Source organism: Algoriphagus chordae, from assembly GCF_003254055.1.
GTDB lineage: Bacteria > Bacteroidota > Bacteroidia > Cytophagales > Cyclobacteriaceae > Algoriphagus > Algoriphagus chordae.
In genome coordinates this window covers 61851-84714 of sequence record NZ_QKZT01000018.1, presented here as the reverse complement: position 1 = coordinate 84714, position 22864 = coordinate 61851, and the positions used below count along the sequence as shown (strand labels likewise).

Genomic DNA, 22864 nt, shown 5'->3' with positions numbered 1-22864 from the left:
ATAATGATTAAGATCGAACATCTTTCCAAAAAGTACAAATCAGCAGAATCCTATTCTGTTGTAGATCTTGATCTGCATATCAAGGAACAGGAAATTTTTGGTTTATTAGGGCCCAACGGCGCTGGAAAAACCACCTTAATTTCTTTGCTCTGTTATCTAATCAAACCTACCTCTGGCAGTTTTACTATTAATGGGCTGTCCTTTCAGAAAAACAAGCAGGAGCTAAAGCAAATTATCGGTATTGTTCCGCAAGAATATGCCTTGTATCCATCCCTTACCGCTTACGAAAACCTATATTACTTTGGAAGTATGTACGGGCTTAAGGGGCAGAAACTAAAGAATAAAATCTTTGCCGGACTGGAAAAACTTGGCTTGGATAAATTCGCACATAAAAAGATTGATACCTTTTCTGGAGGAATGAAAAGGCGTGTGAATTTGCTAGCCAGCATAATGCACAATCCAAAGGTGTTGTTTCTGGATGAACCTACAGTTGGAGTCGATGTGCAATCCAAGAACGTAATAATTGACTATTTAAAAGAGCTCAATAAACAAGGTGCTACGATTATTTATACCTCACATCATTTAAATGAGGCAGAAGCATTTTGTACTCGTGTAGCCATCATAGATCAGGGTAAAATCATTATCAAAGGGAAGCCGCAAGAGCTGATTGATGCGCATGAAAACGCACATAATCTAGAAGAAATGTTTCTGCAAATAACAGGCAAAGCACTTAGGGACTATGCATAAATTGTGGGCATCAGTGTGCAAGGAGTTTTGGTTACTTTCCAGAGATTGGGGAGGGATTGCCATACTTTTTATTATGCCTCTGGCACTTATTATCACCATTACGATTATTCAAGACGGCACCTTCAAAACCATAGGAGAGGAGAAGATGTCCATCCTTTTGGTGAATGAAGACCAAGGCTCGGTTTCTGAGTCTATTCACCAGGAACTAGTTGAGAATTTCGATTTGATAGTGCTGGATTCCGAAGCTGAGGCCCGTGAAAAAATTGCCAAAGGAGAATATCAATTGGCCATTGTGATTCCTGAGAATCTTTCCAATAATCTTCAGATTAAGGTGGATCAAAATGTGGATAAGCTGCTGGCCAAATTTGATCTGGTAGAAGATGAAAGTATTAATCAAACAGAGATAAAGGCGAATGAAATACGACTTTATTTTGACCCAGCCACTCAGCACACCTTCAAGTCATCAGTAAGGAACGGCATTGACAAAATGATTTCTAAAATTGAAACGGCCTCTATCTATAAGGCATTTCAAGAGCAGCTATCGGAGGATGAAAATGAGATTATTTTTGATTCCCAAGGTTTTATTGATTTCAAAGAAATTATCCCTCAGCAAGGGGATAAGGAGCTCTTTCCTAATTCGGTTCAGCATAATGTTCCTGCTTGGACACTATTTGCGATCTTTTTCATAATTGTGCCTTTATCTATCAATATGGTAAAGGAAAAGACCCAAGGAACCTTCGTGCGTTTGAGGACTAATCCAGTTAGCTATGCCACTGTGCTGGGAGGCAAAACCTTGGTTTATCTAGCGGTTTGTCTTATTCAGTTTATACTTATGTTGCTGACAGGTGTTTTTCTTTTCCCTGCCATGGGATTACCCACGCTGGACGTATCGGGAAGATTGTTGAACCTTTTTATTGTTGCCGCTTCTTCAGGTCTTGCAGCCATTGGGATGGGCTTGCTTTTGGGGACAGTAGCTAATACTCAAGAACAGTCAGCTCCCTTTGGAGCTACTTTTGTAGTGATACTAGCAGCCTTGGGTGGGGTTTGGGTTCCTGTGTTTTTAATGCCAAAATTCATGCAGACAGTATCCAAGATATCACCTATGAATTGGGGTTTGAATGCTTTTTATGATGTGTTTTTAAGACAGGCAGAGATTTGGGATCTATTACCCAATATACTGCTGTCGATAAGCTTTTTTATTATTCTCAGCTTGATTGCTATAGTCTATTATGAGAAAAAGAATGCTGTTTAATTTCAAGTAATTAGCCAAAATTAGTTGGTGAACTCCGCTTTGCGAAAGTACTGCAATAGCTTCCTAGCCAATGCTAGCTGGATTTACCTACTCAGTTGCCGAGGCGAAATAAGTAACAGGTTCAACTTCATAATGAAAATAGTTTTTTTATCTTTAGCAGCCTATTGCCACAAAAACATATGGCCTTTTTCAACTACCTACTGTACAGTAAGTAAGCTGGGAATATAGAATGTTCTTGAGTAGATTTTGAACAAGAAACAGAGGAATCGGTTTATGTGGAAGGAACTCTAGCATACTCCGAAAGGATATATTGAATTATACAACGCTTAGAATGGAAGAATTAAAACAAGAATTGAAAGCTAAAATCATTGATCAACTGAATCTTGAAGACATTAGCGTAGAAGATATCAAAGATACTGACCACTTGTTTGGTGACGGATTAGGCTTGGATTCCATTGATGCCTTGGAACTTATCGTAATGCTTGACAAAGACTATGGAATAAAGTTGACTGATCCTAAAGAAGGAAAAGCCATCTTTGAATCGATAGAAGTGTTGGGAAAACATATTTCTGAGCACAGAACGAAGTAGTATTTTTACAAATTAGCATGTGTCGAGGCGTTAGTATAACGGGTATGGGGATTATTTCTGCTATTGGAAACAATGTTGTAGAAAATTATGAATCCCTTATTCATGAAAAAACTGGGATTTCTAGAATCCAAAAAATTGACACCGTTCACCACAACGACATTATGGTGGGTGAAATTGCTACAACTAACGAGGAGTTCATTCAAAGACTTGGCCTTCCTAGTGACAATAATTATTCACGAACGGCACTTCTTGGCTCAATAGCAGCCTTAGAAGCAGTTAAAAATGCCGGTATTGAGGATATGGGATCTTGCCGAACTGGATTGGTGTCGGCAACGAGCGTGGGAGGTATGGATATGACAGAGAAATTCTATTACGAGTATTTTGAAAATCCAGCCTGTCAAAAGTATATTCTCTCACATCATTTGGGAGATTCTGCCAAAAAAATTGCTGAGCAAATTGGGGTTAAAAAACAGTTTGTGACCACCATCAGCACGGCATGTTCATCTGCTGCTAATGCAATAATGCTAGGAGCTAGACTCATCAAAGCCGGCAAATTAGATCGTGTAATTGTCGGTGGAACTGACTGCTTATCCAAGTTTACGATCAACGGTTTTAAAACCTTAATGATACTTTCAGACACCTACAATACTCCTTTTGATGAAAATCGAAAAGGGTTAAATCTAGGTGAGGCAGCAGCATTTCTTGTTTTGGAGTCTGATGAGATAGTAAAAGCCGAAAACAAAAAAGTATTGGCTTATGTAAAGGGCTATGGTAATGCTAATGATGCTTTCCATCAAACAGCTTCTTCAGAAAATGGCGAAGGCGCAACTTTGGCGATGCAGCAGGCATTGAAAATTGCTGGATCTGAGCCAAGCAGTATAGATTATATAAATGCTCATGGCACCGCAACAGGGAATAATGACCTGTCTGAAGGCAAGGCATTTCTCAATGTTTTTGGTGAAAAAGTTCCGAATTTCAGTTCTACCAAAGCCTTTACTGGCCATACCTTGGCTGCGGCTGGTGCTATTGAAGCCGTCTATTCGGTCTTGGCGCTACAGAACAATTTGGTTTTCCCCAATCTTAATTTTAAAACGCCAATGAAGGAGTTTGATCTTAAGCCACAGACCGAAGCTAAGCACAAAGAACTCAAGCAAGTGATGTCCAACTCACTTGGCTTTGGTGGCAATTGCTCAACTCTAATCTTTTCTAAAGAAGCATGAAACCTGTTTACATCCACAGCATAGCTTCCATTTCCGCTCAGCATACAGTAGATGAAAGTGTCTTTTTGGATCAAGTGGAGTCTTATGAGGATAATGTTCTCCAGGCTATTGATCCTGAGTACAAAAACTTCATTCCCCGCACGGCTGCAAGAAGAATGTCCAAGGGGGTGAAAATGGGAATTGTAGCTTCAAAGTTGGCACTAAGTCGAGCAGGTGTAGAAGTTCCGGATGCGATCATCACAGGAACGGGGCTAGGCTGTTTGAAAGATTCAGAGAAATTTGTGAGTGCGATTATTGACAATAAGGAGCAGTTTTTGACTCCCACTTCTTTCATCCAATCTACCCACAATACGGTAGGGGGACAAATTGCCTTAGAGCTTCAGTGCAAAGGCTATAATTTCACCTATGTGCAAGCTTCGGTGTCTTTTGAATCCGCCTTATTGGATGCAGAGTTGCAATTAAAAACTGATGAAGCAAGCAATATCTTGGTTGGTGGGATTGATGAGTTGGGTGATCATACTACTGAACTTTTCAAAGTAGCCAAACTCATTAAATCTGAAAAAGTGTCCTCGGAGGCTTTACTGGAAAGTAAGACCAAGGGAGTTGTTTACGGAGAAGGAGCCAATTTCTTTCTGCTTTGCAATGAAAAAAGTGAGAATTGTTATTCCGAATTAATTGACACTGCAATTTTCAATACACTTGAGAAAGAGGAGTTGACTTCTGAACTACAAGAATTTCTGAAAAATAATCAGTTGTCAGTTGATGAGATCGATGCTATTATCTGCGGATACAATGGAGATGTGCAGTTTGATGATTATTATGAGCTTTTGACCGATGGAGTCTTTGCGCAAACCCAACAGGTGTATTACAAGCATCTAAGCGGAGAATACCACAGTTCTTCAGCATTTGGGTTTTGGTTAGCCAACAAGATTCTTAAAACCCAAACCTTACCAAAAGCAGTTAAACTGAATCAGGTGAAAGATTCTGGATTTGAATTCATCTTACTATACAATCAATATATGGGTGAGAATCATAGCTTCACCTTATTGCGTAAATGTTGAAAGTCAATGCATAAGTTGCTCTTCCTTTTATTCTTTATCGCTTCTGGCATTCAGGCGCAAACAGCCCTTTCTACTTCAGAGGCTGCGAGTTTGAAAAAGAAGGTTCAGGAACAAGCTCAAAGGACGCAAACAATGACCTTGGATTTTGTTCAGACCAAACATATGGAATTCCTTTCCAATGCGGTTGAATCATCGGGGAAGCTAGCCTTCAGAAAGCCAAATATGGTCAAATGGGAATATATAGATCCCATAAAGTATTCAGTCTTATTTATAGACCAGATGCTTTATATAGATGAAAATGGTAAGAAAAGTGATGTTAACCTGAGTTCCAATAAACGTTTTGGGCAATTGGATGACTTAATCGTGAATAGCATCACCGGCGACATGTTTCAGGAGAAGGATTTTGAGATAACGTATCTTAAAGCCGAAGAAGGGTATGAAGTTGTTTTTGTTCCCAAGGACAACAGATTGAAAAAATACATAGGTGAATTCCATATTTTTATCAATCAAGAAGCTTATGTAAGCCAGGTGAAAATGGTTGAGTCTTCAGGCGATTTCACTATTATTAAACTCAGTAATAGGAAAGTGAACCAATCCATTTCAGACCAGGTGTTTGCGCATTAGAATAGCTTATATTTCCGTTTGTTCTGAGTGCTATAGTAATAGGCTGAAATACAGGTGCTTGCTCTCATTTATTTCAATATATAAGATTCATGTTGACTAATTTTTACACCCTTAATTCCATCAGTACAGAGGGAAATCAAACCAAAGCCTTGATCACGATCAACAAGGATCACGAGGTGTTTCTGGGACATTTTCCTGGAAATCCCGTGACGCCGGGCGTTTGTATGATGCATATTATTAAAGAATTGACTGAGCAGGTTGTTGGAAAGAAACTCTTTATGCAATCATCTAACAACATCAAGTTCCTAGCACTCATCAACCCAGAAAAAACACCAGATTTGACCTTAGATATAAGTATAGTTGAGACCGAAGAAGGTTATAAGGTTCGAAGTGAAACACGCTTCTTGGAAATCTTAGCCTTAAAACTTTCTTCCTTATACATCGTCAAATAGTACTATGGTGATACGATCTTTATTACATATCCTCTTAGTATGCTTTCTTCCTTTGCAAGACATGAAGGGGGTACGAGTTGCCTATTATGAAGCGGGGCAAGACGATGCTAAAATAGAAGCTTTTTATGCACTTGTGGAGAATGTAACCAAGGAGGATAGTCCTGTAATGGTAGGGTATAAAGGAGCCGCACTAGCACTCAACTCAAAAATAGAAACTGGCATAAAGAACAAAGTTGACTCATTCAAAAAAGGTGTAGAGTTTATAGAGCATGCTGTGAAAACTGACCCTGAAGCTATAGAAATACGCTTTATCAGGCTAAGTGTCCAGGAAAACTCTCCTGGCGTAATGAAGTATAAAAACGAGATAGAAGAGGACAAAACCTTCCTTCTAGAAAATTTTGAGCATATAGCTTCTGAAAGTCTTAAGCAGTACATCGGAGATTACATCATGCAGTCTAATGCCTTTACCGAGGCAGAAAAAGAGTCACTGAAATTTTAATTTCACTACTTTTGCTTTTAAGCCTGATAACTTAAGAGCACGGTGTACAACCCACAAGTAATAGACCTTATTGACGATTATACGACCTCTGTAGTGATTTCAAACTACCAGAATGATCAACCTATGATTTCCCTCCTTGATGGACTTTGGAACTGCCACAATCCTGTTATAATTGGGACTGAGGACAGAGCTGATCTGTCTAAATGCAATCTAGCTGTAGCAGCTATCAGTTTCGGTTTTTTGGGCTATATTTCGTTTAAGGTTTTCAATAGCATACAATCTTCATTTAAAAATGGATAACTTTTTTTTCAACAGTTACCAGTGGTTGAAAACGCACAAGTTTTGGGGTCTTCTGGCTTTTGTGGCTTGTTTTGTGGGATTGGGATTTTATGTGCAAAATCTAAAATTTGAAGAAGATATCACCAAACTCATCCCTGTTGATAAGGAGAATGCAGTTTACCACAAGGTTCTAAATACAGTCAACTTCGCCGACAAGATCATCATCAACATTTCCAAAGAGGGCGAGGCGTCTGAAGATGATCTAGTAGAAACAGCCAACCTGCTCACAGACAGTTTGACGATACTTCAGCCTGAATACATTGCCCAAATTCAAGGGAAAATAGACGAGGAAAGTATTGACAATACCTTGGATTTCGTTTATGAGCATTTACCCATTTTTCTTGAAGCCAAAGACTATGAGACAATTAGTCAAAAACTGAATAAGGATAGTATTGATGTTCTTACCCAAGCTAATTATAATGCGCTGGTTTCGCCTAGTGGTATAGTCTCTCGAGAGACTATTTTGAGAGATCCTTTAGGTCTGACTTTTTTGGCCTTAAAAAATCTACAGCAAAGTGGGTTGAACAGTGATTTCATCTTAGAGAACGGCTATTTGATGAGCAGTGATAAGCAACATATTCTGTTGTTTCTCTCACTGGCAACCGAAACTAATGAAACTAAGAAAAATACGCTGTTTGTAAATGAATTAGATCGTGTCATTGGGCATGTCAACGAAACCTTTCAAGGGAAAGTGTCTGTATCAGCCTTTGGTTCAACACTGGTAGCCGTTGCAAATGCTAACCAAATAAAAAGAGATGTCCAGTTTACGGTAGGTATAGCCCTATTTCTGCTACTACTTATCTTGATAGTTTTCTATCGAAAGTTATATATCCCTATTATTCTCTTTGTCCCAACACTTTTTGGAGGTCTTCTGGCCATGGCAGTGTTATGTTTGGTGAGAAGCGAAATATCCGCGATTTCCTTGGGAATTGGATCGGTTTTATTGGGGATTACCTTGGATTACTCCCTACATATCCTTACCCATATTCGTAGCAACAATAACATCAAGGAGCTTTACAAGGAGATCACCCAGCCAATATTGATGAGCAGTCTCACTACTGCGCTAGCTTTTTTGTGCTTGCTTTTTCTGAGTTCTCAAGCCTTGCAGGATTTAGGTCTTTTTGCAGCAATTAGTGTATTGGGAGCTTCCTTATTTGCATTGATTTTCATCCCTCAGGTTTATAAGAAAACAGTCAGTACGGAGCCTCAGCAAACTATTTTGGATAGGGTGGCAGCTTATCCTTTTCATAAAAGCAAATGGTTAGTAGCGCTTTTGTTGATTTTTTTTGGGATCAGCATTTTCACCTATGATCGTGTAGTTTTCAATAAGGATATTTCTTCCTTAAACTTCGAGCCTGAGAATTTAAAACAGGCCGAAGCCAAACTGGATAAACTGACAAATAGCCAGTCTAAATCGATCTACTTGGTGGCCTATGGGGACACCGAAGAAGAGGCATTGCGGAAAAATGATCAAGTTTTTCAACGTCTACAGGGATTGAAAGCAGAGGATAAAATCCTTCGATTCAATTCGGTAGGAGGAATCGTGAAATCTAAAGCAGTTCAAAAGGAAAAAATCGCCCAGTGGAATAGCTTTTGGTCCAGAAGTAAGAAAGATTCAATCGCAGATCTTTTAGTAGAAAGTAGTCAGCCCTTAGGTTTTAAGCCCACCACTTTCCAAGGGTTTTATGAGCATTTGAATACGGCTTTTACGGCGGCTGATCCATCGGGCTTTTCTGCCTTAAAACTGATTGACAATAATGATCTAATCAGTTCCAAAGACGGTATGTCCACCGTCAGCAATTTGATAAAAATAGAGCACAGCAAAGTGTCTCAGTTAGAAAATGCATTCGAAGATCTATCTAATACTGTGACTATTGATCGGCAGCAGACTAGCGAGCGTTTTCTTGGACACTTAAAAAAGGATTTCAATCATTTGATGCAATACTCATTGGTGGTTATTCTGGTATTGCTTTGGTTGTTTTACAGAAGTGTCTCACTTACCTTGGTTACCGCTATTCCCATTTGCCTCACCTGGCTACTCACCATTGGTATTATGGGTGTTTTGGGATTGGAGTTCAATATTTTCAATATTATCATTTCCACCTTTATTTTTGGATTGGGCATAGATTACAGCATTTTCGTGACCAATGGGATGCTTCGTCATTACCAAACTGGTGAGAATGTTCTTAGATCCTACAAAGTATCTATTATCCTGTCCGTCATTACCACTATTTTGGGAATGGGGGTGCTTATTTTCGCGAAGCATCCTGCCTTATATTCTGTGTCCACGATTTCGGTGATCGGGATACTTTCTGCTATGATTACCACCTTTGCTATTCAGCCTTTGCTATTCAAACTGCTGATAGGATCTCACAGCAAAAGGCCGATCACTTTGCGGTATTTGATTCATTCTAGTGTGTCTTTTGGATACTTTGGATTAGTTGGATTATCTCTCTCGATTATAAGTGTTCTGGTAGTTCCGCTTATTCCTGTATCTGGGAAAAAGAAAATGCCGATATTTCATTACTTGGTCTCCAAGTTTATGAAATCTGTGCTGTACACCAATCCGCTAGTTTCCAAAAAAGTACTAAATCCATACCAGGAAAGCTTTAAAAACCCGGTTGTCATCATCGCTAATCACAGCTCTTTTTTAGATATTCTGGCCATCGGTATGCTTCATCCCAAAATCATTTTCTTGGTGAGTGATTGGGTTTACCATTCTCCAGTTTTTGGCAAAGCTGTGAAGCTGGCTGGTTTTTATCCTGTTTCTGATGGCTTAGAAAAGGGTATGAATCATCTCAAGACCAAAATTGATCAAGGTTATTCAATTGCGGTTTTTCCTGAAGGAACGAGATCATATACGCATCAAATGAGACGCTTCCACAAAGGCGCATTTCTTTTGGCCGAAACCTTCAATTTGGATATTTTACCTGTCTTGATTCATGGTAATTCTGAAGTACTTCCAAAAGGTACTTTTATCATCAAAGATGGTAGCATAACGATAAAGTTATTGGAGCGAATAAAGCCTGATGACGCTAGATTTGGGATCAGCTATTCCGAAAAAACAAAGGGGATTAGCAAGTATTTTAAGGCTGAATTTGAAGCCTTTAGAGATGAGTTGGAAACGGAAAGCTATTTCCATCCTATGGTTTTGGAGGAGTTTCGCTACAAGGGAGATGCTGTTTTCAACACCGTGAAACAAGATTTGAAGAAAAATAGCGCTAATTATTTTGCCATATTACCTTACGTTGGGCAATCGGACAGGATCCTACATCTTACCGACAGTTATGGACAACTCAATAATTTATTGGCTTTGGATGGTCCTTTACGAAATATAACTTCTCTTGTACTAGATGAGTCTAAAATGACTATCGCAGAGCACACAGTAACAGCCAATGGGCCTTACAAACTTAAGTATGTGAATGGTCTTTCAGATTCGGCACCTGATATTCTTATCCTTAATTTCCTTGATTCCAATCCTTTGATAAATTCGGGGTTATCCCTGAAACAACCGCTTAAAATGTTAATTTTAATCCATCAAGGCGAATTTTTGGATGAGGTACAGCAACTTCGATCTAACATGAAATTGGTTTTCGGAAATGAGACAATGCAACTATATAAAAAACCATAACCTATGAAGGACAGCTATGATGTGGTCATTGTAGGAAGTGGCTTAGGTGGCTTGGTATCAGCGAATCTTCTAGCACAGGAAGGCCTTAGTGTTTGCTTGTTGGAGAAGAATCAACAGTTTGGGGGTAACCTACAAACCTTTTCCAGAGACAAGGTTATTTTTGATACAGGAGTACACTACATCGGAGGTCTGAGTGAGGGGCAAAATCTTCACAGTTTTTTTAATTATTTGGGCATCATGAACGAATTGAAATTGCAAGCCTTGGATAAGGATGGTTTCGATATTGTAACCTTTGACGATGACCCGAGGGAATATGCCTATGCCCAAGGATATGAGGCTTTTGCAAGTAAATTGATAGCACAATTTCCAGAAGACAGTCAAGCCATTGAGGCCTATATTGAAACCATGAAATCGGTTTGTGATAGTTTTCCTCTATACAATTTAAAATACGGTGAAGGAGGTTATCTCAATTCAGATGTCTTTAGGCTGGGAGTCAAAGACTTAATCGATTCCTTAACTGAAAACAAAAAACTTCGTGCGGTATTGGCAGGCACCAATATATTGTATGCAGGTGATAATGAGACACCTATTTACGTACATGCATTAAGCGTCAATTCTTATATCCAGAGTTCCTATCGTTGCATCAACGGCGGTAGCCAGCTTACTAAAGTTCTGCTGAAAAGATTAAAGGAAAATGGAGGCGAAGCATACAAGCGACATGAGGTAGATACCTTTTCCCTAACCGATAATAAAATAATTTCGGTAGGTCTGAAAAACGGAAAAACAGTAAAAGGTAATATGTTCATATCCAACATAGAACCTAAGCTGACCTTAGAAATGGTTGGGGAGAAATATTTTAGGAAATCTTTTATCAATCGAATTAAAAGTATTTCCAACGGCATCGGTGCCTTTAGCATTTATATCGTCCTAAAGCCCGATTCTTTTCCATATTACAACAAGAACTTCTACCACTGGAAAGATGAAGATAGTCCCTGGGCAGCCCTAGATTATACTGAAGAAAACTGGCCCTTGGGTTATATGGCTTCCATGGGAGTTAAAAAGGAACAAGGGCCTTTTGGAGAATCCTTAATTGCCATGACATATATGCGATTTGAGGAAGTGGAAACATGGGCAGGTACATTCAATACTGCAGCTGATAAAAATGAGAGAGGGCAAACTTATGAAGAATTTAAACATGCTAAGACTGAACGCTTTTTAGATGTTTTAGAACAAAAGTTTCCTGATCTTAGAGATTGTATCAAAGCTGTTTATACTTCTACTCCTTTGTCCTATCGGGATTATATTGGTTCACATCGTGGTTCCATGTATGGGTATGTGAAGGGTATTGAAAATCCTATGCGCGCGATTATTTCACCTAAAACCAAGATACCAAACCTGTTTTTTACTGGTCAAAGTCTAAATATGCATGGTGTCCTAGGAGTTACCATTGGAGCGATAAATACCTGTTCCGAGATTTTAGGTAGAGATTATTTAGTCAATAAGATATTGAATTATGAAAACACAGTAATCAATTCTTGACATGGATAAAATTAAAACTACTCCGATCACAGTGGTCGATTCTATTTCCAAGGAAGATTTTATTAGGGACTATTACAAGCCTCAAAAGCCGATTCTTATCAAGAATTTGACCAAGGACTGGAAGGCTTTTGAGAACTGGAATCTTGACTATATTCAGCAACGCGCGGGAGATCAAATCGTGCCTTTGTATAATAATCAGACCACTAAAGGCAAACAGTATTCGGCAGAGCCTGCCACCAAAATGCGCTTATATGATTACATCGAAATTCTAAAAAAAGACCCAACAGACCTGCGTATTTTCTTTTATAATATTTTAGATAATATGCCGGAATTGGCCAAAGATTTTATCTACCCTGATCTAGGTATGAAATTTTTCAAGCGGCTTCCAGTGATGTTTTTTGGAAGTATGAATTCTAAAGTCTTGCCGCATTACGATATGGACTTATCCGACCTGTTTCACTTTCACTTTCATGGTCATAAGAATGTGCTGTTGTTTTCACCACAACAAACAAAGTTCATGTATCGAATTCCTCATTCCGTACACAACTTGGAAACCATAGATTTGGACAATCCGGACTTTGAAAAATATCCTGGTTTGAAATATTTAAATGGAATAGAGGCCAATATGGAACATGGTGACGCGCTATATATACCAAGCGGTTTCTGGCATTATATCAAGTATTTGGATGGCAGTTTCTCGTTGACCATACGTGCTTTTAGCCGTAAGCCAAAAGTCTTTGTATCCATGTTATATAACGTTTTTTTCATGCGTCATTTTGATAATTTGATGCGCAAATGGAAGGGCCAAGACTGGTTGGATTACAAACATATCAAGGCCATAAAACAGGTGGAAAACGAAATAAAAACATAGGTCTTTGGTAAAGTTGACAAACCTTTTCTCTGGGACGCTTTGCTTGTTTAGTTTGAGCTTGATGCTCTCTTGTGGGGTATCCAAATCCTTACATGACCGCCCAGACATTACCTCGTATGATCAAACGCTACCACAAAGAGAAGAGCTTAACGACTCTGTATTTTCGGTAGCTGATAATTTCCTTACTAAAAATGTAGCTGGACAATGGGAGCTTTATGTCTCTGGAGACCCTTATCATAGAGGGTTGGTCATGGGATCCTTGACTCAGGAACTGCTGCAGTATCAAGAAGATGCCTTTTTTGGAAAAGTGGAAACCCTTGTCCCTTCTAAGTTTAAGCAGTATTTCCTTCGAAAATTCCTGGCTTGGTACAATCGCAAGATGTACCGTCATATTCCCGAGGAATATAAAGCTGAAATCTATGGACTGTCCAAATATGCGGGAGATGAATATGATAATATAGCCCCTGCTTATATGAGAGGCCTGTACCTTCATGGAGCACACGACATTGGTCATGCGCTGCAGGATTTAGCCTTAGTAGGCTGCTCGTCCTTTGCAGCATGGGGAGACAGAACCGAGGACGGCAGCTTGATTATTGGCCGAAATTTCGATTTTTACGCTGGAGACGATTTCTCTAAGAATAAGATAATAGCTTTTGTGAATCCTACAGATGGTTACAAATTCATGTCTGTCACTTGGGCTGGTATGATTGGTATTACTTCAGGGATGAATGTGCAAGGGCTCACCGTGACCATCAACGCGGGAAAGTCAGACATTCCTTGGTCAGCCAAAACCCCCATTTCTATTGTCACTCGCGAAATACTCCAGTATGCCTCCAATATTGAAGAAGCCATCGCTATTGCCAAAAAACGCTCGGTATTTGTCTCCGAGTCTATTTTTATCGGGTCTGCTTCTGATAATAGAGCTATTTTGATAGAGACTTCACCAGACAATTTTGGTGTGTTTGAGGTGCCAAATAGTAATCAGTTGATTTGCACGAACCACTTCCAAAGTGAAGCCTATTCAGACGATAAACACAATGCTAAACATATTGTTGAGAGCCATTCCCTGTACCGCTATGAGCGTTTGGAGGAGCTGCTAGGTGAACAGCCTGTGGTAACACCCCAAATAGCCGCTGATATCCTGAGAAATACCAAAGGGCTGGAAAATAGCGCAATTGGTTATGGTAACGAAAAAGCGCTTAATCAACTTTTGGCACATCATGCGGTGATTTTCAAGCCAGCTCAAGGCTTGGTATGGGTTTCGTCCAATCCTTATCAACTAGGTGATTTTGTCGCCTATGACCTCAATAAGGTTTTTGCACAAGCTCCTAACGACAGCTCAAAAACTTCTTTGCAGGATGTAAGTTTATTGATCGAAAAAGATCCTTTTATTTATACAGAAGCCTATCAGAGATATCAAGAGTACAGGCTACTCAGTTCTGAAGTAGCCAAAGCAATAGAAGAAAAGGAGGAAGTTTCTCCTGAAATCCTTGAGCAATTGAAGGCGTCTAACCCTGATTTTTGGGAAGCTTATTACCTTAGGGGGCAATATTACCAGCAAAATGGCAATATTGAAGAAGCCATCAAGGCTTACGAAGAGGCCTTGACCAAGGAGGTGACAACCCTAACTGATAAGGAGAACATTGAAAAACAACTTAAAAAACTAAAGCGTAAATGATTCCCGAAATAGAAAAAGCAAAGCCAGAAATCATAAAAGCTTTTCAGGAAGAGAAACTTAGGGAAACCATTTCTTATGTGTTCGAAAGATCTCCTTTTTATCAAAAGCTATTTGCCGAGGATGCGATCAAGCCACAGGATATTCAAACTTTGGAAGATTTGAAGAAAATTCCTGTGACTACCAAAACCGATTTGCAACGTCACAATGATGATTTTATCTGTGTGCCCAATAGTCAACTTATCGATTATGTGACAACTTCTGGCACCTTGGGTGATCCAGTTACTTTTGCTTTGACTGACAAAGACTTGGATCGTTTGGCCTACAACGAAGCTGTTTCCTTAGCCTGTTCGGGGGTGGAATCAAGTCATGTGCTTCAACTTATGACGACCATGGATAGGAGATTTATGGCAGGCTTAGCCTATTTCATGGGAGCTCGAAAATTAGGTGCGGGGATCATCCGCGTAGGTGCAGGAGTGCCTGAACTTCAGTGGGATTCCATTCTCAAGTTCAAACCCGACTACCTCATTTCTGTACCCTCATTTCTGCTAAAGCTTATTGATTATGCCAAAACTAATGGCATTGAGCTCGAAAATGTGTCTGTCAAAGGAGTCATTTGTATAGGAGAACCTGTGCGCAATGAAGATTTTTCTTTGAACACATTAGCCCAAAAGATTACCAGCCAATGGCCAATTCAACTCTATTCTACTTACGCCTCTACGGAGATGAATACTGCTTTTGCAGAGTGTAATGCTCAGCAAGGCGGTCATCACCATCCTGAGCTGATCATTGTAGAGTTGCTAGATGAAAACAATCAAGAAGTTCCTGAGAACGAAGTAGGGGAGCTCACTGTCACTACATTAGGCTTAGAAGGCATGCCATTGTTGCGCTTCAAAACGGGTGATATGGTGAGAGCACACAAAGAACCCTGTTCATGTGGGAGAAATACCTTGCGGCTGGGACCTGTGGTTGGGCGAAAAAATCACATGATCAAGTATAAAGGAACGACGCTTTATCCTCAGGCTATTTACAATGCCTTAAATGGTTTTGAAGAGATTAAAAATTACCAGATCGAAATCTCCAGTAATGCACTAGGAATAGATGAAATCCTAGTCCGTGTCGCCACCGAGATCAGATCAGAAGAACTATTGGTCAGCATCAAAGACCATATACGTGCCAAATTGCGTGTTACTCCGAAGCTGGAATTTATTGATGCGAGTACCCTTCTTAAACTTCAGTTTCCAGAAGGGCAGCGAAAGCCTGTTATGTTGGTTTATAAAGAAGGTTGATTTGTATAGCTTAGTGAAACTGAAGAATTAGGCCAGGCTCACTAGTAATTTTCAAACTACAATCACCACAGCTACTGCCGTTTGGCTAGTGTGACTAAGTGTCAATAGAATATCCGAGAAGCCTTCGTTCTCAAAAAACAGTTTGCCATTTCCATGTAATCTAAGTTTTGGCTGCCCCGAGGGAAGGTTATAAACTTCGATATCATGGAACTGGGCGTCATTTGTCCAGCCTAAACCTATAGCTTTCATGTAAGCTTCCTTTGCTGCAAATCTTGCGGCAAAGCTTTCGTTCGATTTACCTTGCGCCAAGCAATAAGCTTCTTCGTCAGCCGTGAAAACCATTTTTACAAATTCTGGTTTTTGGCATTTTTGAGCCATTCTATCTACTTCGACGATGTCAATTCCTATGCCTCTCATGTTGGTATTTACTTGTTTTTGTTCTTAAAATAAATTTAAACTTTCTGTCAAATTTCCTGTTATGCAAAGCAAAAGCTCGATACTCCTTGAGGGAAGTCTTTAAAACTAGATCAATTATTCGTTTAAAAAAAAGTGATCCTGACAAGCGTACTGACTAATTATCCTAGTTTTGTTATTTAAAATAGATGACTGTATGCAGCTAAGATCTACAGAGGAATAGAATGCGGTTAGAGATAGTAAGTCTGTTTTGGAGTTGTAAGAAAGCGTATCTAGTCTGATTATCAGCTAAAAAGCTATGCAGGGCAATATTTAGTGACTTGCGAAAGTACAATAGACTGTATGTACTGGAGCTAGGAGAAGCTTTTTGCTTCTTCCAAAGGTTTATTAATTTGTAAGAAAAGATCTAGGGCTGATAGAAGAATATTACCCTAATTACGATGGCTTAGCGAGATTAAAAGCTAAGTTGTCATATAACAAGGAAGGATATAAAATGAGAGATTGTTGTTTGATCACTGGAGCCTCCAGAGGAATTGGAAAAACCATCGCCATCACCTTGGCTCAGGATTATGGATTTCATATTCTGATTAACTACGCCAGTAATGAAGAGGCGGGTTTGCAAACAGTAGCTGCAATTGAAGCAAATGGGGGCACGGCTGAGTTGATGCAATTCAAGGTGCAGAATTATGAGGAGACCTCTGCAGCTATAAACTCTTGGATCAAATCTCATCCAGAGGATCAGATCAAAGTATTGGTTAACAATGCAGGCATCACCAGAGACAATCTCTTGGTGTTTATGGAAAAGGATGATTTCGATTCAGTGATTGACATCAATTTGCGCGGTACTTATAATGTGACCAAAGCAGTGATAACTCATATGGTAAGAAAAAGATATGGTCGAATCATCAATGTAGCCTCGCTAGCGGGCGTGAAAGGTGTCTCTGGACAGACGAATTATTCTGCGTCAAAAGGCGGAATGATTGCCTTTACCAAGTCATTGGCACAAGAAGTTGCCAAGAGGAAAATTACTGTGAATGCAGTAGCACCTGGTTTTATCAGTACAGATATGACGAAAGATTTGCCAGAAGATGAATTGAAAAGGCTAATTCCAATGAATAGATTTGGTACACCTGAGGAGGTTGCTGGGACGGTTTCATTTCTTGTTTCCGAAAAAGCTGCTTACATCACTGGTGAGGTAATCAATATAAATGGAGGGATTTCATGAGCAGAGTCGTGATTACAGGCATGGGGATTTATTCCTGCATAGGAAAAAATCTAGATGAGGTTTTGCATTCTTTGCAAAATGGCTTGAGCGGGATTTCCATTGATCCGGTTAGAGAAGAAATGGGTTTTCGATCCAGGCTGGCTGGTATGGTGGATGAACCCGACTTGAAATCCGTGTTGAATAGAAAACAGCGAAATACCCTTAGTGAAGAGGCAAAATATGCCGTGGTAGCTACAGAGGAAGCTTTGAAGATCGCTGGATTGGATCTTTCCTATTTTGAGGCGAATGAAGCTGGAGTGATTTATGGAAATGATTCTTCATCTAGGGCGGTGGTAGAGGCTACAGATACCATTCGTCAAAAGGGAGATACGACGCTCGTAGGTTCTGGATCGATTTTTCAATCAATGAATAGCACGGTCACCATGAATTTGGCAACGATCTATAAGCTTCGTGGGATCAATTATACTGTCAGTGCAGCTTGTGCCTCAGGTTCGCATGCTATAGGATTGGGTTATCAAATGATCAAGGCTGGACTTCAGGACATGATTATAGTCGGTGGGGCGCAAGAAATGAATCCAATGGCATTTGGTAGCTTTGATGGATTGGGAGTTTTTTCTATTCGAGAAGATAATCCCAAAGCTTCCTGCCGGCCTTTTGACAAAGATCGAGATGGATTGGTGGCAAGTGGAGGAGCGGCGACTTTGATCATTGAAAGTTATGATTCTGCCATAGCCCGAGGAGCTACGATATTAGCAGAAGTGGTAGGTTATGGCTTTTCTTCCAATGGTGAGCATATTTCCAATCCTAATATGGATGGGCAGGTTCGATCCATCCGAATGGCTCTGAAAGGTGCAGGGATGAATGCCGAAGAAATTGATTATGTGAATGCTCATGCTACATCGACTCCGGTAGGAGATAGGTTTGAAGGAATGGCGCTGCGTGAAGTGTTTGGTTCTAAAACACCAATCAGCTCAACCAAATCTATGACAGGCCATGAATGCTGGATGGCAGGTGCTAGCGAGATAGTGTATTGCTTGCTGATGATGCAAAATGATTTCATCGCACCAAACATTAATTTTGATAATCCAGATGATGTTTCTTCGGAACTTAATATTATTGCACAACCAATGAAGGCTGAATTATCAAAAATCGTCTCCAATTCCTTCGGGTTTGGAGGTACTAATTCAACTTTAATTATTAAGAAATATGACGAAGACAACCGTACTAGAGAAGATAAATAGCTTCTTGTTGGATGAGTTGCTGTTGGAATGTGAAATGAAAATTGTTGTCAATCCGTGAAATATATAGAAGACGTAATCCAAGTTAATATTCGATTTTCTGAAGTTGATTCTTTAGGGATCGTTTGGCATGGAAATTACCTTAAATTTTTTGAGGATGGACGTGAAAACCTCGGTTTGAAATACGGCATGTCTTATCATGACTTGTATGACAACAAGTTGATTCTGCCAATTGTAGAGACCAGTTTGAAGTTTAAATCTGTCCTGAAATTTGGGAATGTGGCCAGATTGGTGACACAACTACAATATAATCAAGCTGCCAAAGTCATTTACAAATACACTGTTTTCAACGAAACTACTGGGAAACTTGCTGCAGTGGGAGAAACAACTCAAGTCTTTGTGAACGAAGACATGGAGCTTCAATTAGTCACTCCACCTGTTTTTGAAGATTGGAAGGCAAAACAGGTATGGCTGGAAAAATAAGTGTTTTTTTGGGCGCTGAAAATATCATTTCTCCTCTCGGATGGGGAGTGCAAGAGACTTTTTCTAATGCTATGAATGGTAAAACTGGTCTTCGGGAATTGGAGCAGCCTTTTCCTGGAATCAAAAACCTATTCGCAGCAAAATTTGACGATACTTCCTTTTCTACTGACTCTCCGATAGAAGAATTTGCAGGAGAAAGTTGTCGTGGCAGTATAGAGGACTTGCAGTTTGAGCATCAATTGGATGAGCGTTGGCTATTTATGTTCAGCACTACCAAGGGAGATATAGACTACCTGAAAGAAGGAGAATTGGCTCGCGCTAATCCTCATCACCTAATGCAACAACTTCAGAAGGAATTGCCTTTCGAAAGTCAGGGAAAAGTTATTTCCTGTGCATGTATATCAGGATTGGCAGCATTAATCTATGCAGCTGATAAGATCGCTGCAGATCAAGTGGATCATGCCTTGGTTCTTGGAGCAGATTCACTATCTGAGTTTACTAGTCTGGGTTTTGAGTCTTTTTTCGCCTTGGATTCGGAGCAATGTAAACCCTTCGACAAGCAGCGAAAGGGATTGAATCTGGGTGAAGCGGCAGCAAGTTTAGTTCTTTCTAAAGATCCAACCATTTTCAAAACTACTCCTTTGCAATACTTAGGTGGGGCCACGAGCAATGATGCAAATCATATTTCCGGGCCTTCCCGAACTGGCGAAGGTCTTTGTCGAGCAGTTTCGAAGGCTTTGAAATACAGTGGTAAATCTGCTGATCAAATCCAGTTTGTTTCCGCCCATGGCACAGCGACTTTGTTCAATGATGAAATGGAAGCAAAAGCATTTACGCGACATGGCTTACAAAACATACCTCTGAATAGTCTGAAAGGCTATTTTGGACATACTCTTGGGGCAAGTAGTCTGGTGGAAGTTGCCATGACTATGCAAAGTATGAGACAGAATGTACTGTTGAAGACTAAAGGCTGTGAAGCCCCTGGAACAGAAACAGCATTAAATGTTCTGACCGAAAACCTAGAAACTGAAATAGGATTGGCACTAAAAACAGCCTCGGGGTTTGGGGGTTGCAATGCAGCCATATTGATCGAAAAACAATAGGATATGGCGATTCAAGAGATATCTTCCTGTAGCATCGAAAATGGCGTCGTGACTGTCAATGGAGAATCTGTGTATGCTGCAGTAGACGAAAGTTTTTCCGAGTTCTTGAAGTCAGCTTTTAAACCTCTAGAAACGTCATATCCCAAGTATTACAAGATGGATAGGCTTTGCCAGCTTGCATTTCTAGGAGCAGAGTACCTCTTGAACGCTAGTAATTTCAGCTTCAAGGAAGATGAAGTAGCCCTGTGTTTTTTCAATGGACTTTCCAGTTTGGACAGTGATGCCAAGCATCAGCAATTGATCAACGAAGAGGCAAAGGTTAGTCCAGCGATCTTTGTCTATACCTTACCGAATATAATGATGGGTGAAATAGCCATCAAAAATAAATGGTATGGTGAAAATTTGCTTATGTTGAGGCCAGATTTCAATTTTGAAGAATGGGCATTAGAAGCCGATTTGTTGATTTCTAGTGGCAAAGCAAATTATTGTTTAGGAGGCTGGGTAGATGTCTATCAGGATCATTATCAGCTTAAGCTTTATTTGGTGAAAGCGGCGGGTATAAAAATGAACTTAGACTCTATTTGAAAATACGAGGCTTGTTTGGAATGGGATTAACGTTATTTGTACATGAGTAAAACTCAGGTAGTTTTAGTGATAGCGATTTTGGCAGCGATCAGGATATTGCTGACTTCGATTTCCAACTATTATTTGATCGCATTGGCTTTGGGTCTTGTGCTCTTTTTGTTTGGGATGTCTATGTTTCTTCGTGCTCAGTTTTTTGTGGAGTCTATATTCAAAACAAGCGAAAATAACGTCTTACTAAGTTTTGATGATGGCCCTGATCCATTGAACACGCCATTGATTTTAGATATTTTGAATAAGCAGGGTGCGACAGCAATGTTTTTCCTGATCGGAAAAAAAATAAAAGGCAATGAAGCACTAGTTCAGAGAATCCATGCAGAGGGACATTTGCTAGGAAGTCATTCTTTTAGTCATGATTCTAAAATTGGGCTATGGAATAAACTCCGAACAAGGACAGATATCGCTAAAGGACATGAGGAATTACTCAAGGTGGTTCCAAGTGCAGGGAATTGGTATAGACCACCCTTTGGTCTGACCAACCCGAATATTGCCTCAGCGCTCAAGGAATGTGGGTTTAGCTCTGTGGGTTGGTCTGTGCGGAGTTTTGATACCGTCAAAAGTGACCCTAAGAAATTGCTCGAAAACCTGAGCCAGGAAATAAAAGGATCAGATATTGTACTCTTGCATGACACTCAAGAACTGACTGTTTCATTGTTGGAATCCCTGATCATAGCGCTGAAAAGCAGAAACCTCACCTTAAAAGCTGAATTGAATTAAATGTCTTTACAGCCCAGTTTGATGGAAAATAGAGTTTGTATTATCATACCTACTTATAATAATGAGGCGACACTTCGTGAAGTGATTTCGGAAGTATTGACGATTTGCCCTGATTTATTGGTGGTAAATGATGGCTCGACAGATAGTACTGAATCTATTTTGGCAAGCTTTCCTGACTTGGATTACATAAGTTATCCGAACAATCGTGGAAAGGGCTATGCTTTGCGAAAAGGCTTTGAGCATTTGTTCAACTTAGGGTATGATTATGCCGTGACGCTGGATTCCGATGGGCAGCATGAACCAGAGAATATCAGTGACCTAATGGAGCAAATCCAGCTTCAGGAGACGGAGACTGTGCTGATGGGTTCGCGAAATATGGCTCAAGATGGGATTCCAAAGAAGAGCAGTTTCGGTAATAACTTCAGTAATTTCTGGTTTTGGGTGGATACGGGAATTAAGCTTTCAGACACACAAACAGGTTTTAGAGCATATCCTTTGGCAGCGATTGCTAAGAAAAGGTGGTTTACCAAGAAGTTCGAATTTGAGATTGAAGTCATCGTTCGCCTGGCATGGGCAGGAATTCCGATCAAGGAAGTGCCAGTAGCAGTGAATTATCCTGAAGATCGTGTTAGTCACTTTAGACCATTTACAGACTTCAGCAGGATTTCAGTATTGAATATAGTTTTGTTGATTTTGGCTTTGGGTTACTATGCACCCAAGCGCTTGTTTTTCACGAAGGGAGAAAAAAACATTTTCACGCAAATCAAAAGAGAATTCCAAAAACATCAGGACGATCCTACACATATGGCAGGTGCTGTAGGCTTAGGATTGTTTTTTGGCGTATTCCCTATATGGGGGTTTCAGATGTTTGCAGCATTTTTTGTAGCCAGCCTTCTGAAGCTGAATCGTGTCATTGTCGTCACGTTTTCTAATATTTCTTTACCGCCAATGATTCCTCTGATTATTATATCCAGTTACTTTTTTGGAGGTTTTTTTGTCAAAGAGAAAGTGTTAATTCCAGATTTTTCTGACATATCTGTTGAAACGATTTATCTACAAATCCATCAATATTTGGTTGGTGCGGTGATTTTATCCTGTTTGCTAGGCTTGCTAGGCTTTGGATTCACCTATGTTTTTATGAAGATCAGAGAAAAGTAAAGGCTTCTGGAAGTCAAAGTCTAGTATATTAGGACTTGGTGTTATTTCAAGATTGATTTGTAATTAAAATATGATGGAATTAAAGTATTTTGATAA

Annotated in this window: 21 protein-coding genes; 20 read left to right on the top strand and 1 reads right to left on the bottom strand. The window is 39.8% G+C overall.

Going from position 1 to position 22864, the window contains the following annotated elements; translation table 11 throughout:
• Nucleotides 1-3 precede the first annotated feature (3 nt).
• The 13 genes from LV85_RS17575 (at nucleotide 4) to LV85_RS17510 (ending at nucleotide 15788) form a co-directional block, all read left to right on the top strand.
• The gene (locus LV85_RS17575) at nucleotides 4-747 is read left to right on the top strand and encodes an ABC transporter ATP-binding protein (RefSeq protein WP_111321849.1); all 744 of its coding nucleotides are present in this window, start codon (nucleotides 4-6) and stop codon (nucleotides 745-747) included.
• A complete protein-coding gene (locus tag LV85_RS17570; protein ID WP_111321847.1) occupies nucleotides 740-1999 on the top strand; it encodes an ABC transporter permease in 1260 nt (419 codons plus the stop codon). Before LV85_RS17575 ends, LV85_RS17570 begins: the two co-directional genes overlap by 8 nt.
• 331 nt (nucleotides 2000-2330) lie before the next feature.
• Complete coding sequence (locus LV85_RS17565; RefSeq protein ID WP_111321845.1) at nucleotides 2331-2588, top strand: phosphopantetheine-binding protein; 258 nt, start codon at nucleotides 2331-2333, stop codon at nucleotides 2586-2588.
• A 17-nt stretch (nucleotides 2589-2605) separates the two neighbouring features.
• Entirely contained in the window at nucleotides 2606-3808 is a 1203-nt protein-coding gene (locus LV85_RS17560; protein WP_111321843.1) for a beta-ketoacyl-[acyl-carrier-protein] synthase family protein, read from the top strand.
• On the top strand, nucleotides 3805-4869 hold the full coding sequence (locus LV85_RS17555) for a beta-ketoacyl synthase N-terminal-like domain-containing protein (protein ID WP_111321841.1): 1065 nt from the start codon (nucleotides 3805-3807) through the stop codon (nucleotides 4867-4869). The genes LV85_RS17560 and LV85_RS17555 overlap by 4 nt, the downstream gene beginning before the upstream one ends.
• A gap of 6 nt (nucleotides 4870-4875) precedes the next feature.
• Nucleotides 4876-5493, top strand: coding sequence for a LolA family protein (locus LV85_RS17550; RefSeq protein WP_111321839.1), 618 nt, complete (start codon nucleotides 4876-4878; stop codon nucleotides 5491-5493).
• Between the two features lie 89 nt (nucleotides 5494-5582).
• Complete coding sequence (locus LV85_RS17545; protein WP_111321837.1) at nucleotides 5583-5945, top strand: hotdog family protein; 363 nt, start codon at nucleotides 5583-5585, stop codon at nucleotides 5943-5945.
• Between the two features lie 61 nt (nucleotides 5946-6006).
• Nucleotides 6007-6444, top strand: a complete 438-nt coding sequence (locus LV85_RS17540; protein ID WP_211318437.1) for a hypothetical protein — start codon at nucleotides 6007-6009, stop codon at nucleotides 6442-6444.
• Nucleotides 6445-6736: 292 nt separating this feature from the next.
• On the top strand, nucleotides 6737-10414 hold the full coding sequence (locus LV85_RS17530; protein ID WP_111321831.1) for an MMPL family transporter: 3678 nt from the start codon (nucleotides 6737-6739) through the stop codon (nucleotides 10412-10414).
• A gap of 3 nt (nucleotides 10415-10417) precedes the next feature.
• Nucleotides 10418-11953, top strand: coding sequence for a phytoene desaturase family protein (locus tag LV85_RS17525; protein WP_111321829.1), 1536 nt, complete (start codon nucleotides 10418-10420; stop codon nucleotides 11951-11953).
• A 1-nt stretch (nucleotide 11954) separates the two neighbouring features.
• Nucleotides 11955-12824, top strand: a complete 870-nt coding sequence (locus LV85_RS17520; protein ID WP_111321827.1) for a cupin-like domain-containing protein — start codon at nucleotides 11955-11957, stop codon at nucleotides 12822-12824.
• A gap of 4 nt (nucleotides 12825-12828) precedes the next feature.
• Nucleotides 12829-14502, top strand: a complete 1674-nt coding sequence (locus LV85_RS17515; RefSeq protein ID WP_245942359.1) for a C45 family autoproteolytic acyltransferase/hydolase — start codon at nucleotides 12829-12831, stop codon at nucleotides 14500-14502.
• Nucleotides 14499-15788, top strand: coding sequence for a phenylacetate--CoA ligase family protein (locus tag LV85_RS17510; protein ID WP_111321823.1), 1290 nt, complete (start codon nucleotides 14499-14501; stop codon nucleotides 15786-15788). The genes LV85_RS17515 and LV85_RS17510 overlap by 4 nt, the downstream gene beginning before the upstream one ends.
• A gap of 51 nt (nucleotides 15789-15839) precedes the next feature.
• On the opposite strand, the gene acpS is transcribed toward LV85_RS17510, so the two are convergent.
• Nucleotides 15840-16205: a holo-ACP synthase gene (gene acpS / locus LV85_RS17505; RefSeq protein ID WP_111321821.1), complete on the bottom strand. Its 366-nt coding sequence runs from the start codon at nucleotides 16203-16205 to the stop codon at nucleotides 15840-15842.
• A gap of 490 nt (nucleotides 16206-16695) precedes the next feature.
• Here acpS and fabG point away from each other — a divergent pair, with 490 nt between their 5' ends.
• Genes fabG through LV85_RS17470 form a run of 7 tightly spaced genes read left to right on the top strand, consistent with a single transcriptional unit; the run spans nucleotide 16696 to nucleotide 22768 of the window.
• Nucleotides 16696-17427: a 3-oxoacyl-ACP reductase FabG gene (fabG, locus tag LV85_RS17500; RefSeq protein ID WP_111321819.1), complete on the top strand. Its 732-nt coding sequence runs from the start codon at nucleotides 16696-16698 to the stop codon at nucleotides 17425-17427.
• Entirely contained in the window at nucleotides 17424-18668 is a 1245-nt protein-coding gene (locus LV85_RS17495; RefSeq protein WP_111321816.1) for a beta-ketoacyl-[acyl-carrier-protein] synthase family protein, read from the top strand. Before fabG ends, LV85_RS17495 begins: the two co-directional genes overlap by 4 nt.
• Before the next feature lie 54 nt (nucleotides 18669-18722).
• Nucleotides 18723-19148 carry an acyl-CoA thioesterase gene (locus tag LV85_RS17490; protein WP_111321814.1) on the top strand — a complete coding sequence of 142 codons (426 nt, stop codon included), beginning with the start codon at nucleotides 18723-18725 and terminating at the stop codon, nucleotides 19146-19148.
• Nucleotides 19133-20251, top strand: a complete 1119-nt coding sequence (locus tag LV85_RS17485; protein WP_111321812.1) for a beta-ketoacyl-[acyl-carrier-protein] synthase family protein — start codon at nucleotides 19133-19135, stop codon at nucleotides 20249-20251. Before LV85_RS17490 ends, LV85_RS17485 begins: the two co-directional genes overlap by 16 nt.
• A gap of 3 nt (nucleotides 20252-20254) precedes the next feature.
• Nucleotides 20255-20836 carry a beta-ketoacyl-[acyl-carrier-protein] synthase family protein gene (locus LV85_RS17480; RefSeq protein WP_111321810.1) on the top strand — a complete coding sequence of 194 codons (582 nt, stop codon included), beginning with the start codon at nucleotides 20255-20257 and terminating at the stop codon, nucleotides 20834-20836.
• A 42-nt stretch (nucleotides 20837-20878) separates the two neighbouring features.
• Nucleotides 20879-21610, top strand: coding sequence for a polysaccharide deacetylase family protein (locus LV85_RS17475; protein WP_111321808.1), 732 nt, complete (start codon nucleotides 20879-20881; stop codon nucleotides 21608-21610).
• Complete coding sequence (locus tag LV85_RS17470) at nucleotides 21611-22768, top strand: DUF2062 domain-containing protein (RefSeq protein WP_211318436.1); 1158 nt, start codon at nucleotides 21611-21613, stop codon at nucleotides 22766-22768. It abuts the gene before it with no gap.
• Nucleotides 22769-22864: the final 96 nt, after the last annotated feature.